The following is a 14,254-nucleotide window of genomic DNA, read 5'->3' on the forward strand; positions in this document are numbered from 1 at the left end:
TGCGGCGATCCGAGACGGCCTTCGGCAGGAAGCGCCGGGGCGGACCCCTTTTGGTTCAAGCGTTCGCGGGGTATGTAAGAGGAGCCCCCCCGTCCCGCAACGGGTGGACCGAAAAAATGTCCAGAAAAACAGGGCGCAGCCGGGGTTTTCCGGCCGCCGGCCCTGACCGAGGAAACCCTGAAAGACCCCCTGGAACCGATGTCCAAGAGTACCGCCGCGCCGATTCCGCCCGTCCCCCCGACCACTGCCATGCCCCCGGCTGCCGCGCCTGGCCTCTGGGCCGGCGTGGCCTGCGGTCTAGGTGGTTATTTTCTCTGGGGAATTTCACCCATTTATTTCAAGGCCGCCGGCGCCGCCGGGGTGCCCACGCTGGAACTCAACGCCCATCGGGTTTTGTGGTCCTGCCTGCTCTGCCTGGGGCTGGTGCTGGCCTTTGGCAAACGGGCCGAATGGCTGCGGGTGCTGTTTACGCCAAAGTTACGCCTGGTGCTGGCCGGCACGGCGGTGTTCCTGCTGATCAACTGGCTGATCTTCGTCTGGGCGATCGACCGCAACCAGGTGATGGCCTGCAGCCTGGGCTATTACATCAATCCGCTGTTCGCCGTGCTGCTCGGCCGCGTGGTGCTGAAGGAGCGCATGGACCGCGTGCAGTGGGGCGCCTTCGGCCTGGCCGGCCTGGGCGTCGCCGTGCTGCTGGTCGGCACCGCCGACTCGGCCATCTACCTGTCGCTGATGATCGCCGCCACCTGGGGGTTCTACGGCCTGCTGCGCAAGCGCTTCCCCGTCGACAGCCTGATCGGCCTGACCGTCGAGACCATGGTGCTGCTGCCCGTGGCGCTGGGCTACCTGTTCTGGCTCGGCGCGGCAGGGACCGGCACGTTTGGCGTTGCCGATGGCTGGACGCATGTCCTGCTGCTGCTGGCCGGTCCGGTGACGGCGGCGCCGCTGGTGCTGTTCGCGGCCGGCTGGCGGCGGCTCAGCGTCGCCACCATGAGCCTGCTGCAGTATCTGTCGCCGAGTCTGCAGTTCCTGCTGGCGGTGCTGCTGTGGGGCGAGGCCTTCACCATGGTGCATGCCGTCGCCTTTGCCTGCATCTGGGGCGCGCTGTTCGTTTACAGCGGGCATTCCTGGCGGATGGCGCGCAAAAACGGCTGACGCCGCGGGCAGTCCGCCGAAAAACCGGGCAGCGAAAAAAGCATTGGACGTCTACATACAAACGGCGTTTGCTAGGCCCAGCCAAGCAACAAACGCGGGGGTGCGTCATGGTCAATCGGCGTCAGATGATGATGGGTCTGGGTGGAGCGGCGCTCTCGGCCGGGCTGCTGGGATCGAGCGGCATAGCCTTTGCGGCCGGCAAGGTTTCGGCCGGCGGCAAGAGCGTGCTGATCGTGGTCGATGTGCAGAACTGCTTCGTGCCGGGCGGCAGCCTGGCGGTGAAGGAGGGCGATGTGATCGTGCCGCTGATCAACAAGATCGCCAAGGGCTTCCAGAATGTGGTGCTGACCCAGGACTGGCATACCGCCGACCATGTGTCGTTTGCCTCGCAGCATGCGGGCAAGAAGCCCTTTGAAGCCGTGAAGCTGCCCTATGGCAGCCAGGTGCTGTGGCCCGACCATTGCGTGCAGGGCACCGAAGGCGCCTCGCTGGTGAAGGATCTCGCCATCCCGCATGCGCAGCTGGTGATCCGCAAGGGCTACCACAAGGATGTCGACAGCTACTCGGCCTTCATGGAGGCCGATGGCAAGACCACGACGGGGCTGGGCGGCTATCTCAAGCAGCGCGGCATCAAGCGCGTCTTCGTGGTCGGCCTCGCCACCGATTTCTGCGTCGCCTGGACGGCCATGGATGCGCGCAAGCAGGGCTTCGAGACCTATGTGATCGAGGATGCCTGCCGTGGCATCGACGCGCAGGGCTCGCTGGCGAAATCCTGGACCGCCATGAAGACTGCCGGCGTCAAGCGCATCCAGTCGGCCGACCTGGCCTGAGGCTAGACAGCGGGCAGGCGTGCGCCAGATTCAGGGGCATGCCCGCCCGCGAGTCGCTTGATGGTTTCCGCCTGTTTCCCGGTCTGCTCGACCGGACGCGCCAGCGTGCTCTGACCGAGGCCGTGCTCGGGCTGCTGCAGGCCGCGCCGCCCTATCACGCCACGATGCCGAAAACCGGCAAGGCGATGAGCGTGGCGATGAGCAATGCCGGCAGCCTGGGCTGGTATTCTGACAAGGATGCCGGCTACCGCTATATTCCGCAGCATCCGCAGACCGGCCAGGCCTGGCCGGCGATCCCGGACGAGATTCTCTCGATCTGGTGGGCGGTGGCCGATTACGACCATGCACCGGAATGCTGCCTGATCAACCGCTATGACGGGCAGGCGAAGATGGGCCTGCACCAGGATCGCGACGAGGCGGCGATGACGGCGCCCGTGGTGTCGATCTCGCTGGGCGACGATGCGCTGTTCCGCCTCGGCGGTACGGCGCGGAAAGATCCGACGCGATCCTTCAAGCTGGCATCGGGCGATGTGCTGGTGCTGGGCGGCGCCGCGCGGCTGGCCTATCACGGTATCGACCGGGTGATGCCGGGTACCAGCCGCCTGCTGCCCGGCGGCGGCCGCATCAATCTCACCTTGCGGCGGGTGACCCGCCCGTCAGCGCCGCCATGACGCCGCCGGCCTGCGCTTCGCCGGGCGGCGGCGGGAACAGGGCGCGGATGGTGGTGCCTTCACCCGGCACGGAGTGAATCTCGAAGCGCCCGCCATGCATCTCGATCAGGGATTTCACCAGCGGCACGCCGAGGCCGGTGCCTTCGTATTGCCGGGTCAGGTCGTTTTCCACCTGGCCGAAGGGCGCCAGCACGGTGGGGATATGCTCGGGCGCGATGCCGATGCCGGTATCGCTGACCCAGATATGGAAGCCGCCGGTGTCGGCCGGCTTCGCGCCGACCTCGATACGGCCGCCGCTTGGGGTGAATTTCACCGCATTGGAAATCAGGTTGAGCAGGATCTGCCGCAGCGCCTGGCGGTCGACGAAGCCCTCGAACAACCGGGCATCGACGGCCATGGAGATGAACACGCCGCGGCCTTCGGCGCGTTCGCGGAAGGTGCGGATGCAGGCTTCCATGATTTCCACCGGATCGGTCATTTCCGGCTGGATACGCCAGCTGCCGCTTTCGATCTTCGACATGTCGAGGATGTTGTTGATCAGGCCCAGCAGATGCTGGCCGCTGGACAGGATGTCGTTGACGTATTCGCCATAGCGGGTGTTGCCCAGCGGGCCGAAGATTTCCTTATGGATGATCTCGGCGAAACCGATGATGGCATTCAGCGGCGTGCGCAATTCGTGGCTCATATTGGCCAGGAAACGCGTCTTGCTCAGTGACGCTTCCTCGGCCTGCTGGCGGGCGCGGTCGAGCGCGCGGTTGCGGCGCTCGCTGCGCGCCATGCCGAGCTGCAGCAGCGACAGCGCCGTACCGACGCCGTAATAGCGGTTGCTGCGGGTGACGATGAAGCCGCGCAAAAGCGCGCTCTGATGCTCGTCGGCGATCAGGCTCTCCAGCTTGTCGACGCTGATGCTGGCATCCACGATCAGCGGATTGCGGTCCATCAGGTCGGCCACCGGCTTCTTGGCATAGAGCGCGCGGCCGTAATCGCGGGAGAGCTGCGTGATCAGATCGTAGCGGTTGATGAGGCCGACGGGCCGCGTGCCGTCCACCACCGCCAGCGCGCCGAGATCAGGATCGCCCTGGAAGCGGCGGTCGACATCCTCGCAGCGCATGGTGGCCGACACAGGCGGCAAGGGCACGGCAACCGTGCCGATCGTCTCAAGCGCCTCGGATGTGAACATATCCACTGCCGTCCCCCGGTTTCACCGGGCGACTATCGGTCAGGCAGATTGCGTTTTTTTGACAATCGCGGATGTTTGCCGCGATTTGTCGAGTGGTGTGACGACAGACGCAATCGTTAGCAGCGGGTGCGGGAAAAGCCGGCGAAAGAACTACGCCTGCGTGTTGACCGTCTGGCCGGCCTGGGCATCGGGCTGCGGCCCGCCCTTGGAGACGCCGACCATGGCGGCGCGCAGCAGGCGACCCTGCTGCACGTAACCTGCGGCGATCACCTGCAGCACTGTGCCGCTGGCCACGCTCGGGTCTTCGATCTCGAACATCGCCTGATGCAGGTTGGGGTCGAAGCGCTGGCCCTTGGGATCGATGCGGGCGATGCCATGGCGCTCGAACACGTTCAGCAGCTCGCGCTCGGTCGCCTCGATGCCGGCCACCAGGTTGCGCACCGGCTCGCTGGCCTCGGCTTCGGCTTTCGGCACATTCTCCAGGGCGCGGCGCAGGTTGTCGGCCACGCTCAGGATATCCTTGGCGAATTTGGCCGAGGCGAACTTGATCGCGTCTTCCTTCTCACGGTCCAGGCGCTTGCGCAGGTTTTCCGTATCGGCGGCCTGGCGCAGCAGGCGGTCCTTCAGCTCGGCGGCCTCGGCCTGCACCCTGGCGAACTGGTCGTCGGGCGCGGCAGCGGAATCGGCAGCGGTATTCTGCGGCGCGGCACCGGACTGGGTGCCGGTGTGCAGCGTGGGTTCGATACGGTCGTTGTCGTTCTGGCTCATCTTGGCGTCTCGTTAGAGGCCCCTGCATATGCGAAGGCCCGGATATACGGATGATTGGGCCGGTTTAAAAGGGGTGGGCGTATAATCCGCCGTTTTTTAACCGAGAAGCCGCCCGACCACCTGGGCGGTGAAGTCCACCATGGGCACCACGCGGGCATAATTCATCCGGGTCGGCCCGATCACGCCGATGGCGCCGACGATGCGCTGCTGCTGGTTCTGCAGCGGCGCCACGATCAGCGAACAGCCGGCGCGGCGGAACAGGGTGTTTTCCGAGCCGATGAAGATGCGCACGCCCTCGCCGCCCTGGGTGAGTTCGATCAGCCGCAGCATCTCCTCAGTATTCTCCAGCTCTTCCATCAGATTGCGGATGCGCTCGAGATCGGCGATGGCCGCCACGTCGTCCAGCAGGTTGGCGCTGCCGCGCACGATCAGGGTGCCGCGCTCGGGCTCGCCGCCCCAGACCGCCAGGCCGGCTTCCACCACGCGGGCCGAGAGCTGATCCAGTTCGGCGCGGCGCTGCTCCAGTTCGTTCAGGATCTCGCTGCGCCCGGTGCCGATGGTGCGGCCTTTCAGGCGCTGCGACAGGAACTGCCCCGCTTCGGCCAGCGCTTCGGGCGTGAAGCCGCTCGGGATATCCAGCATGCGGTTCTCGACCTGGCCGTTGTCGGAGACCATCACCACCAGCGCCTTGCCCGGACCCAGCGGCACGAATTCCACATGGCGCAGCGGCGTGTCCACCTTGGGCGCCACCACCAGGCCGGCATGGCCCGACAGGCCCGACAGCACGCCGGTGGCCTCGGACAGCACTTCCTGGAAGCCGCGGTTCGAGGCGGCGACGCGGCCCTCGATGGAGCTGCGCTCGTCCTGTGTCAGGTCGCCCATCTGCAGCAGGCCGTCGACGAACAGCCGCAGGCCGCTTTCGGTCGGCAGGCGGCCGGCCGAAGTATGCGGCGCGTAGAGCAGCCCGGCCTCTTCCAGATCGGCCATGGTGTTGCGGATGCTGGCCGGCGACAGCCGGTGTTCGAGCTTTTTCGACAGGAAGCGCGAGCCGACCGGCTCTCCGGTCGTCATATAGGTCTCGACCACAAGCCGCAGGATGTCGCGGCTGCGCTGGCTCATTTCCTGGATCATGGGACCAGACTTAAGAACCTGCCGGGGCGGCGTCAATGCCGGGCGGGCGGTGTTGCCGGTCAGTTCGCCGCGGAAGCCCGGTTTCCGGTCAGACTGCGGTCATCTTCCTGCTGGGCGAGCCGCAGGCGGGCGGCCTTGGCGGCCTCTTCCCGGCGTTTCACCAGCTCGTAGGCGATGGCGCCCAGCAGGGTAACGGCGATGATCAGCACCGCCAGCGCGCTGATCGCAGGGGTGGTGCCCTGGCGCACCCGGCCGGCCAGCACGGTGGTCAGCGTCTTGTCGGCCAGGATCGAGAAGGTGGTGGTGTTGTAGTTCTCGAAGGACGACAGGAAGGCCAGCGCCGCCGCCGACAGGATCGCCGGCCGCATGAAGGGCAGCAGGATATGCAGGAACACCTGCGGATGGCTGGCGCCGAGATCCAGCGCTGCTTCCTCCTGGGCGCGGTCGAAGCGCTGCAGCCGCGCCAGGAAGATCAGCATGGTATAGGCCGAGATGAAGCTCGCCTGCGCCACCACGGTCATCAGCGTGCCGTCATAGAGGAAGCGCGTGCCGGTGGCGCCGGTCATCTCGCGCCAGAAGATCACGGTGGAAATGCCGATGATGACGCCCGGCGTCAGCACCGGCGACACCACGATCAGGTAATAGAACGAGCGCGCGCGGGCATAGACCTGGGTCATCAGGATGGCGCCGGCCAGTCCCACAGGTACGGAAACCAGCACCACCAGAAAACCGATCCACAGCGAGTTGCGCAGCCCGTACATGATGTCGGCGTCGTTCAGCAGGCCGCCGAACCATTTCAGGGTGAAGCTCTCGAAGGGATAGATCTGCGGATAGGACGAGCTGTTGAAGGCGGTGACACCCATCACCGCCAGCGGACCGAACAGATAAAGGAAGAACAGGCCGATGTAGAGCCAAGTGGAGAGCTTGATAATGCCGCGGCTGCTCATCGCGCGATCTCGCCCAGGCCGACCTTGAAGACGCGCAGCACCAGCAGCACGAAGACCACGCAGGCCAGCAGCAGGATGAAGGCATAGGCGGCGCCCTGCTGCCAGTTGAAGGCCTGGTAGAAGCGGTCGTAGACGATCGGCGTGAACCACAGGGTGCGCGGACCGCCAAGGACCAGCGGGGCGGCCAGCGCGCCGGCATTCAGCATGAAGACCAGCGTGGCGCCCGATGCGATGCCCGGCTTGGCATGGGGCATCACCACCGACCAGTGGATATACCACCAGGGCGCGCCGAGATCGCGGGCGGCCTCGATCTGGTTCTTGTCCAGGCTCTCGATGGCGTTGTAGAGCGAGAACATCATCATCAGCAGATAGGCATAGGCGAGGCCGGCATAGAGCCCGACATCCAACCCCAGGAAATCGATCGGCTGGTCGATGATCCCGGTCTTCAGCAGCAGCATGTTGATGGCGCCCTGGCTGCCCAGCAGCACGCGGAAGGCAAAGGCGCGCAGCACTTCATTCACCCAGTAGGGCGTGATCAGCAGCAGCATGAACAGCCGCACCCGCGCCTTCGGGCTGACCTGCGCCATGTAAAAGGCGAGGGGATAGCAGATGATGAAGTTGAGGATGGTGACCGCGGTGCTGGCGCCGATGGTGAGGAAAAATGCCTTGATATGCGTGGTGTTCCAGTTCGCCGTCGAGGTGGTCGAGCCGTAGAGGAAGTAGCGGTAATTCTCCAGCGTGTAGACATCCTTCGGCCCGCCGGTCTGCGCCGGCGGCAGCTTGGGGCGCAGGGAGAGATCGATCATGTAGAGCTGCGGCAGCACGATCATGATCACGGTCCACAGGCCGACGGCGAGCACCAGATAGCTGGAAATGGCGATGCCGTTGCGGCGCCAGAAGGACACCGGCGCCAGCGCGCCGAGCCGCCGGCGTTCCAGGATCGACAGCAGCACGAAGCCGGCCGTGACCACCAGCGGCAGGGCCAGGATCAGGCTGTGGCCGACACTGCTATGCATGCGGGGAACTGTGCATGGTCAGGCGGCCCCGAAGCCTTCGCGCGGCAGCACCAGCGCATCCTCCGGCCGGTAGCCGATGGCGGCCTCGGTGCCGATGGCCGGCACCGCATTGGCATCGGCGCGCGCCAAGGTCATCACGACTTTTGCCGTCTCGCCGGCGGCCAGCGTCGCATGGGTGAGGTTGCCCTCATAGGCGATATCGGCGATGCGGCCGGGAATCCACTGATGGTCGGCCGGCGGATTGGGCCGCAGCACCTCCGGCCGCACGAACAGCACGGCCTCGGACCCGTTGACCAGGCCGCGCGCATTGCGGCCGCGCAACGGACCCAGCGGCGTTTCCACCGTGGCGATGCCGGACTCTTGCGCGACCACCTTGCCGATGAAAGCGTTGTTCTCGCCGACGAAGCTGGCCACGAAAGCCGTGCGCGGGCTTTCATAGACGGCGCGGCCGTCGCCGACCTGCTGGATCACGCCGCGATCCATCACGGCGATGCGATCCGACATGGTCAGCGCCTCGCCCTGGTCATGGGTGATGTAGATGAAGGTGATGCCGACGCGGCGCTGGATGGCGCGCAGCTCGTTGCGCATATGCTGGCGCAGCTTGAGGTCGAGCGCCGAGAGCGGCTCGTCCAGCAGCAGCACCTTGGGTTCGACCGCCAGCGCCCGGGCAATCGCCACGCGCTGCCGCTGGCCGCCCGACAGTTCATCCACGCGCTTCCTGCCCTGGTCGGGCAGGGCGATCAGGTCGAGCAGCGCGTCGACCTTCTTGGTGCGTTCGCGCTTCGACAGCCCGCGCACGCGCAGGCCATAGGCGATGTTGTCGGCCACGCTCATCATCGGGAACAGCGCCAGGTTCTGGAAGATCAGCGCGGTCGGGCGTTTGTTGGGCCCGATGCCCTGCATGTCGCGGCCATCCAGCAGCACCCGGCCCTGGCTCGGATCGACGAAGCCCGAGATGGTGCGCAACAGCGTGGTCTTGCCGCAGCCCGACGGGCCGAGGAAGGAAAAGAATTCGCCCGGCGCGATCTCCAGCGACGCGTCATCGACGGCGGTGAAGTCGCCGAAACGGACGCTGACATGGTCCAGGGTTATGGCTGCGGTCATGCGGGACGGATCACAAATCGGAAAAAAGCGGCGCCGGCCCTGCGGCCGGCGCCATGGACTTAAGCCGCCTTGAACTTCTCGGCATACTGCGTGCGCAGCTCGGCGAACCACGAGGGCTCCGGCGGGCGATGCCACAGCTTGGTGGTGGCGTCGTCGGGGAAGGCTTCCGTGAAGTTCTTCTTCGCCACATCCGACAGCAGGGCATCGGCGCCCTTGGCCACCGGGTTGTAGCCCGAGCCGTCCGCCACCTTGGCCGAGACCTCGGCCGAATGCAGGTAGTTGATCCACTCATAGGCCTGGGCGATGTTTTTTGCGCCCGTCGGCATGGCCCAGCCGTCGAGCCAGGCAATCGCGCCTTCCTGCGGCGCCATGTAGGAGACCGGCTTGCCCTGTTTCTTCAGCGACAGCGCCGGGCCGTCCCAGGTCTGGCCGATGACGACGCCGTTTTCCATGAAGCCCGACTTGGTGTTGTCGGCCGAATCCCAGAACTGCTTGATCCACGGCTTCTTGCTGATGGCGAAGACCAGGATCTGGTCGTAAATCTTCTTCATGCTCGCCTCGTCCTTGAAGGCGTCCATCATGCGGTTGGAGGGCAGCTTGCCGGTGCGGTCCCACCACAGGCCGATGCTGAGCAGCAGCGAATGCGGCCGGCCCTGCACCTTGCCCTTGTATTCGTCGTCCCACAGCGTGCCGTAGGACAGCGTCTTGTAATCCAGCTTGGCCAGGTCGGTGCGCCACGAGATCGCCTCGCTGCCCCAGCAATGCGGCACGTGATAGAGCTTGCTGTCCCAGGTCCAGACGCTGGTCGAGCCTTCCAGCATCGCCGGCAGCAGGCCGTCGAGTTTCAGCTTGTTGGTGTCGAAGGGCTGCAGCAGGCCAAGGTCCTTGAACTGCGGCGAGCGGTCGCGCGTCGGCTGGCACAGATCGAAGCCCATGCCGGCGGTGGCCTGCAGCTTGTTGATCTGCTCTTCGTTCTGTGAGAAGGGCGTCTTGTTGATCTTGATGCCGGTCTTCTTCTCGAAATCCGGGATCACAGGATCGGGCAGCTCGTCATCCCAGTGCAGCAGGCTCAGGCTGCCGGACGACGACAGCGCATCCTGCACGAACCACGGGCCCATGGCGGCGATGCCGCCGGCGGCAACCGTGGCTTTCAAAAGGGTGCGGCGGGTGAAACGGCTGGCGGCGCGGACGGTCTTTTCGGCCGGGGTCGCGGAAACAGGCGGACGCTTGATGCTCACGGCGAGATCCTCCTCTGTCAGTCACTGACGGGAAGGATCAGCAGGATTCGTGCCATGGCGGCGAAGGCGTGGACTCGTGAACAGACCGGCAAAAGCCGGGGCCGCTGCATCCATCGCGGGCAGGACGGGTACGGACTGCCCTGAATCGGTGCAGCGCCGCTTTAACGATTAAGCCACCAGATCCCGGCATTCAGGTAGACCGCGAAGCTGACCCAGGCCAGATAGGGCAGCAGCCACCATGCCGCCCGCGGCTCATGCGAGCGGAAGGCCTGGATCGTGGCGGCAATCGCCAGCCACAGCAGGCCGATCTCGATCAGCGCCAGGCCCGGCTTCTGCAGCCCGAAGAACAGCGCCGACCAGCCGAGGTTCAGGCCAAGCTGCAGCCCGAACAGCGTGAAGGCGCCGCGGGCGCGCGGCCAGCCGGCCTGGCGCCAGAGCTGCCAGGCGGCCACCGCCATCATGGCGAACAGCAGGGTCCACACGATGGGGAAGGCGATGTCGGGCGGATTGAGCGGCGGCTTGATCAGGCCGGGATACCAGCTTTTCACCGATCCCGAGGTGATCGCGCCGCCGGCAGCCGACACCGCGAAGCAGACGGCCAGGCTCAGCAGCAGCACGCCCAGGCTGCGCGGCGACAGCACCGCAGGCACGTGATAGCGCGTCACGGCTTCATCCCGGCCGGCGCCACCACCGATGCGGTCAGTCCCATGGCATCCAGCGAGCGGCGCACATGGCCCCGGGCTTTTTCTTCCTCGATCACGGCATTGACGAAAGCCAGCGCCGCCGGCCGGCCGCGCGGCACGGCGACGGCGGTCAGCGTGTTGAGGAAACCCTCCTCCAGCACGCGCGAGCGCGGCAGCTTCGGCACCAGGCCAACCAGGGATTCGCGCGACAGCCCGATGGCTTCGGCGCCGCCGGCCTGCACCAGCGCCACGGCATCATCCACGCCGCGCACGCTCACCACTTTCGCCTGCTTGAAATGCGCCATCGCCGCCCGCGCCGTCGCCGTGCCTTCCACGCCGGCGATGCGGATCTCCGGCCGGTCGATCTCGGCCAGTGTGCCGGCTTTGGCGCGCTCGACCACCAGCAGCGTGCTCTCCAGCAGGTGATAGCCGTTGCCGAACTCCACCAGCTTCGCCCGCGCCGCATCATGCGGCATGAAGGTGACATCCCAGGCATCCGTATCGGCCGCCGCCGTGATCTCGCCGGTGGAGGCATAAGCCACGAACTGCACCGGCCGCCCGGCCTTCGCCGCGATGGCCGTGCCGAGATCGACGGTGACGCCTTTGAACCGCTCGCCGTCCTTCACCACATAGAGCGCCGAGGGCGCCGGCGAATAGGCAATGGCGACGCGCACCGGACCTTTCGGGGCCAGTTCATTCAGCGGCGGCGGCGAAGACTGCGCCATGGCATTCGTCGCCAGAATCAGGATCGGGCTCAGCGCAGCCAGCATGGCCGCACGCATCAGCAAGGCGCGCATTCAGTCCTCCCGCCGGCCGGATGGCCGTTGGCGCAAGTGTAGCGGCAGGCGGGTGGCAACGCGGACACAAAAGCGTGGCCGGCGGCAGGGACGGGGCCGTTCTGGTGGTTGATCTGGTCTGGGAGAGAAATTGGAGCGGGCGAAGGGATTCGAACCCTCGACCCCAACCTTGGCAAGGTTGTGCTCTACCCCTGAGCTACGCCCGCTCGGCGCCGGTATATCCGGTATGGCCGGGAGACCCGGCGACGGCTTCGGGCAGGCCCTGAAACCGACCAACCGGCGGGGTGCCGGTTGCAGGCGCGCACTATACCCAGCCAAGAGTCCGATGCAAGCGTCTCGTTTAACAATTTCGCCATGGGTCCAAGGCCTTGGCGGGACTCCGGCGCGGCCCCCGGCCGGTGCAGCCAAACCGCTGGCAGACCGGGCATATTTGCCGGCTAAGCCGGAAAGCCCTTGCGCCCGCGATAGGCCTCCTGTATCTGGTGCGACCTCGCGCGGGCTTCGCCCGCTGCGACTTATGGGTCCCCATCGTCTAGAGGCCCAGGACGGCGCCCTCTCACGGCGCAAACCGGGGTTCGAATCCCCGTGGGGACGCCAAACTTTCTTTCGAATGCGTGTTGGCGTGTTTAGACGTTAAGTAATGCATTCGACTGAATTCAGATCGAAACATTTTCAAATATTAGCGAAGGCCCTCAACTGTAATGTCAGTTGAGGATGGCTTTCATTATCATTAGTTTGAGTCCAAACGGCCTTATTGATATGGCGGACGTGGAGGCATGGGATTCCACACTCCATGCTCTTGAATTAATTCAATCCACCCGGTGAGCGTCTCGTATAGCAGCGGTTGCATGTCGAGTAGGGCACCTTTATGTGACACGACAACACGCCCGGGCGTAGGCCATTTTGCATCGCCCCATTTCCCTTTGCCCCAAAGCGCACCATGGTGTTTACCTGGCTCTGGCGTCAAAGATGGTGTTGTTGGATCTTGATCACAGTGTTTTACACCATTCGCAATATCCAAGATCAACTGATAGTGGGGGATATGCGCAGATAAGTAGCTTTTGTATTTATGTTTGAATTCGTTTCCGTGCTGACCAATAAGCACACGAGACCAGTAGGTGCCGTCCTGCTTCTCCTTCTCGACCCTAAGCCAGTCAGATAAATGATTGCCTGCAATAATTGTATTGAGGGCTAGGCGCGGCTCCGCCGGGTTCTTGCAGAACTCGTTAAAGTTCCACTTCACATATTCGGTAAAGTACTCGGTAACATTCTCTAGAAACATTTCTTCGCCCCCTCATGATGAAGCTAGAAGAATTGAATGCTGTTTATAAAGGGCTCGCTTAAACGAGCATGCTACTTGTCTATGGTGGATTCCATTTTGAAGCCACTGGAGCCGTGGGTGAGTGTTTCATAAATCTGCAAGCCAGAAGCCGCTAGTAACTCACTCCAGACGTTATCCATATCATCATAGATCGCAAAAACTGTATCTTTGTTGCAGAGCATGACCCATTCGCTATTGAGGTCAATGGCTCGGTCAACTTCCTCCGGTTTCATCTACTTTAGTTCGTTGAATTTCTTCTCTACTGGCTTGCCCTGGGCTATGCCATTGCGAAACGTTCGTAGAGTGGAAATGGAGGAATAAGGATGCAATCGGAGTCTGTCCCTGATTGCTTCCAAAGTCTCACTTAATGTATCGATATACCGCTGAATTTTCCGACGTCGATTGATTTGATCTTGCGACAGAATGTTTGTCGCCGATACATTTAAGGCACGATCAAATGGCAGGGGGGGATATGCGTACGCTCTGCATACTGTCTGTCGCCATGCTGTTGGCAGCTTCAAACACCTATGCCTCTGACGTAATGTATTGCACCGCCACAGATGCAAATGGTTTCCATTTTAACGAAAAGACTAAGAAGTACGAGCGCACTGGTTTTTCTGCAAAGCGATACACGATCAAATTTGACGATAACAAAAAAACATTAGCCGTGAATATAAACAATAAAACAGAAGGGTATTCTTGCGGTGTAATTTTGGGTGGTGTTCTTCAATGCGTAGAAGAAGCTTACTTTATGGTTTTCTCGGCTGACCAGTCGCGCTATTCCCGTGCGCAAATGTACGGTAATTTCTCTCGACCTTCTGATGAAGCTGGAGATTCAATAGTTATTGAATACGGCACGTGTGCTAAGTTTTAAATGTTCGATCAAGCGTCGGATTTCACCCCTCACTCCGCCGCGTGTTCCTCCGCCGGCATGTCGACCGGCACGCCGGGTTCGCTTTTCGAGCAGCGGATGGTCAGCGCCGTCTTCACATGCGCCACATTGGTCAGCGCGGTGAGTTCCTTGGTCAGGAAGGTCTGGTAGGCGTCCCAGTCGCGCGCCACGATCTTCAAAATGAAGTCGTTCTCGCCGGCCAGCATGAAACACTCGCGCACCTGGGCCCAGCCGGCCACGGTCTGCTCGAAGGCCACCAGGTCATGCTCGGCCTGGCTGCTTAAGCCCACCATGGCAAACACCGTCACGCCATAGCCGAGCTGCTGCGGGTTGAGGTCGGCGTGATAGCCCTTGATATAGCCGGCCTCCTCCAGCGCACGCACCCGGCGCAGGCAGGGCGGGGCCGAGATGCCGACCCGCTGGGCCAGCTCCACATTGGTCATGCGGCCGTCCGCCTGCAGGTCAGTCAGAATCTTGCGGTCGATGAGGTCGAGCTTCACGCGTTGCATAAGTTTTCTCGT

General features: G+C 63.7%; 16 protein-coding genes and 2 tRNA genes. 5 read left to right on the top strand and 13 right to left on the bottom strand.

All coding sequences use genetic code 11. The features are described 5' to 3' along the window. The first annotated feature begins 249 nt into the window (after window positions 1–249). From rarD to AC1ROB_RS07925, 3 genes are all read left to right on the top strand, one after another. On the top strand, window positions 250–1,155 hold the full coding sequence (rarD, locus tag AC1ROB_RS07915) for an EamA family transporter RarD (protein ID WP_492999991.1): 906 nt from the start codon (window positions 250–252) through the stop codon (window positions 1,153–1,155). A 107-nt stretch (window positions 1,156–1,262) separates the two neighbouring features. Continuing rightward, on the top strand, window positions 1,263–1,985 hold the full coding sequence (gene pncA / locus AC1ROB_RS07920) for a bifunctional nicotinamidase/pyrazinamidase (RefSeq protein ID WP_492971739.1): 723 nt from the start codon (window positions 1,263–1,265) through the stop codon (window positions 1,983–1,985). Window positions 1,986–2,023: 38 nt separating this feature from the next. Further along, window positions 2,024–2,656, top strand: a complete 633-nt coding sequence (locus tag AC1ROB_RS07925; protein ID WP_492971738.1) for an alpha-ketoglutarate-dependent dioxygenase AlkB family protein — start codon at window positions 2,024–2,026, stop codon at window positions 2,654–2,656. On the opposite strand, the gene AC1ROB_RS07930 is transcribed toward AC1ROB_RS07925, so the two are convergent. The 10 genes from AC1ROB_RS07930 to AC1ROB_RS07975 form a co-directional block, all read right to left on the bottom strand. Further along, window positions 2,616–3,836, bottom strand: a complete 1,221-nt coding sequence (locus tag AC1ROB_RS07930; protein WP_492972208.1) for a sensor histidine kinase — start codon at window positions 3,834–3,836, stop codon at window positions 2,616–2,618. The genes AC1ROB_RS07925 and AC1ROB_RS07930 overlap by 41 nt on opposite strands. Before the next feature lie 150 nt (window positions 3,837–3,986). After that, complete coding sequence (gene grpE, locus AC1ROB_RS07935; RefSeq protein ID WP_492971737.1) at window positions 3,987–4,604, bottom strand: nucleotide exchange factor GrpE; 618 nt, start codon at window positions 4,602–4,604, stop codon at window positions 3,987–3,989. Window positions 4,605–4,700: 96 nt separating this feature from the next. Continuing rightward, the gene (gene hrcA / locus AC1ROB_RS07940; protein WP_492971736.1) at window positions 4,701–5,735 is read right to left on the bottom strand and encodes a heat-inducible transcriptional repressor HrcA; all 1,035 of its coding nucleotides are present in this window, start codon (window positions 5,733–5,735) and stop codon (window positions 4,701–4,703) included. Between the two features lie 59 nt (window positions 5,736–5,794). Further along, a complete protein-coding gene (locus AC1ROB_RS07945) occupies window positions 5,795–6,682 on the bottom strand; it encodes an ABC transporter permease (RefSeq protein ID WP_492971735.1) in 888 nt (295 codons plus the stop codon). Next, window positions 6,679–7,698: an ABC transporter permease gene (locus AC1ROB_RS07950; protein WP_492971734.1), complete on the bottom strand. Its 1,020-nt coding sequence runs from the start codon at window positions 7,696–7,698 to the stop codon at window positions 6,679–6,681. Before AC1ROB_RS07950 ends, AC1ROB_RS07945 begins: the two co-directional genes overlap by 4 nt. A gap of 18 nt (window positions 7,699–7,716) precedes the next feature. Continuing rightward, complete coding sequence (locus AC1ROB_RS07955) at window positions 7,717–8,802, bottom strand: ABC transporter ATP-binding protein (RefSeq protein WP_492971733.1); 1,086 nt, start codon at window positions 8,800–8,802, stop codon at window positions 7,717–7,719. Between the two features lie 59 nt (window positions 8,803–8,861). Further along, window positions 8,862–10,040, bottom strand: coding sequence for an extracellular solute-binding protein (locus AC1ROB_RS07960; RefSeq protein WP_492971732.1), 1,179 nt, complete (start codon window positions 10,038–10,040; stop codon window positions 8,862–8,864). A 161-nt stretch (window positions 10,041–10,201) separates the two neighbouring features. After that, window positions 10,202–10,705: a TspO/MBR family protein gene (locus tag AC1ROB_RS07965; RefSeq protein WP_492971731.1), complete on the bottom strand. Its 504-nt coding sequence runs from the start codon at window positions 10,703–10,705 to the stop codon at window positions 10,202–10,204. Beyond that, window positions 10,702–11,520, bottom strand: coding sequence for a transporter substrate-binding domain-containing protein (locus AC1ROB_RS07970; RefSeq protein ID WP_492971730.1), 819 nt, complete (start codon window positions 11,518–11,520; stop codon window positions 10,702–10,704). Before AC1ROB_RS07970 ends, AC1ROB_RS07965 begins: the two co-directional genes overlap by 4 nt. A gap of 131 nt (window positions 11,521–11,651) precedes the next feature. After that, window positions 11,652–11,726: transfer RNA gene (locus tag AC1ROB_RS07975), tRNA-Gly, on the bottom strand. 315 nt (window positions 11,727–12,041) lie between these two features. On the opposite strand from AC1ROB_RS07975, the gene AC1ROB_RS07980 reads away from it, so the two are divergent. Continuing rightward, window positions 12,042–12,117: transfer RNA gene (locus AC1ROB_RS07980), tRNA-Glu, on the top strand. A gap of 154 nt (window positions 12,118–12,271) precedes the next feature. Here AC1ROB_RS07980 and AC1ROB_RS07985 read toward each other — a convergent pair. Beyond that, a complete protein-coding gene (locus tag AC1ROB_RS07985) occupies window positions 12,272–12,802 on the bottom strand; it encodes a hypothetical protein (RefSeq protein ID WP_492971729.1) in 531 nt (176 codons plus the stop codon). A 71-nt stretch (window positions 12,803–12,873) separates the two neighbouring features. Further along, on the bottom strand, window positions 12,874–13,074 hold the full coding sequence (locus tag AC1ROB_RS07990) for a hypothetical protein (protein WP_492971728.1): 201 nt from the start codon (window positions 13,072–13,074) through the stop codon (window positions 12,874–12,876). A gap of 239 nt (window positions 13,075–13,313) precedes the next feature. Here AC1ROB_RS07990 and AC1ROB_RS07995 point away from each other — a divergent pair, with 239 nt between their 5' ends. Beyond that, window positions 13,314–13,715, top strand: coding sequence for a hypothetical protein (locus AC1ROB_RS07995; protein WP_492971727.1), 402 nt, complete (start codon window positions 13,314–13,316; stop codon window positions 13,713–13,715). Between the two features lie 29 nt (window positions 13,716–13,744). On the opposite strand, the gene AC1ROB_RS08000 is transcribed toward AC1ROB_RS07995, so the two are convergent. Beyond that, a complete protein-coding gene (locus AC1ROB_RS08000; RefSeq protein WP_492971726.1) occupies window positions 13,745–14,242 on the bottom strand; it encodes an Lrp/AsnC family transcriptional regulator in 498 nt (165 codons plus the stop codon). Window positions 14,243–14,254: the final 12 nt, after the last annotated feature.

It is taken from the genome of Ferrovibrio sp. GW821-FHT12F09 (assembly GCF_058806775.1).

Bases quoted from the DNA above. Each gene is read 5' to 3' on its own strand.
- rarD (WP_492999991.1), top strand. From the start codon at position 250: ATGCCCCCGGCTGCCGCGCCTGGCCTCTGGGCCGGCGTGGCCTGCGGT.
- pncA (WP_492971739.1), top strand. From the start codon at position 1,263: ATGGTCAATCGGCGTCAGATGATGATGGGTCTGGGTGGAGCGGCGCTC.
- AC1ROB_RS07925 (WP_492971738.1), top strand. From the start codon at position 2,024: ATGCCCGCCCGCGAGTCGCTTGATGGTTTCCGCCTGTTTCCCGGTCTG.
- AC1ROB_RS07930 (WP_492972208.1), bottom strand. From the start codon at position 3,836: ATGTTCACATCCGAGGCGCTTGAGACGATCGGCACGGTTGCCGTGCCC.
- grpE (WP_492971737.1), bottom strand. From the start codon at position 4,604: ATGAGCCAGAACGACAACGACCGTATCGAACCCACGCTGCACACCGGC.
- hrcA (WP_492971736.1), bottom strand. From the start codon at position 5,735: ATGATCCAGGAAATGAGCCAGCGCAGCCGCGACATCCTGCGGCTTGTG.
- AC1ROB_RS07945 (WP_492971735.1), bottom strand. From the start codon at position 6,682: ATGAGCAGCCGCGGCATTATCAAGCTCTCCACTTGGCTCTACATCGGC.
- AC1ROB_RS07950 (WP_492971734.1), bottom strand. From the start codon at position 7,698: ATGCATAGCAGTGTCGGCCACAGCCTGATCCTGGCCCTGCCGCTGGTG.
- AC1ROB_RS07955 (WP_492971733.1), bottom strand. From the start codon at position 8,802: ATGACCGCAGCCATAACCCTGGACCATGTCAGCGTCCGTTTCGGCGAC.
- AC1ROB_RS07970 (WP_492971730.1), bottom strand. From the start codon at position 11,520: ATGCGCGCCTTGCTGATGCGTGCGGCCATGCTGGCTGCGCTGAGCCCG.
- AC1ROB_RS07985 (WP_492971729.1), bottom strand. From the start codon at position 12,802: ATGTTTCTAGAGAATGTTACCGAGTACTTTACCGAATATGTGAAGTGG.
- AC1ROB_RS07990 (WP_492971728.1), bottom strand. From the start codon at position 13,074: ATGAAACCGGAGGAAGTTGACCGAGCCATTGACCTCAATAGCGAATGG.
- AC1ROB_RS07995 (WP_492971727.1), top strand. From the start codon at position 13,314: ATGCGTACGCTCTGCATACTGTCTGTCGCCATGCTGTTGGCAGCTTCA.
- AC1ROB_RS08000 (WP_492971726.1), bottom strand. From the start codon at position 14,242: ATGCAACGCGTGAAGCTCGACCTCATCGACCGCAAGATTCTGACTGAC.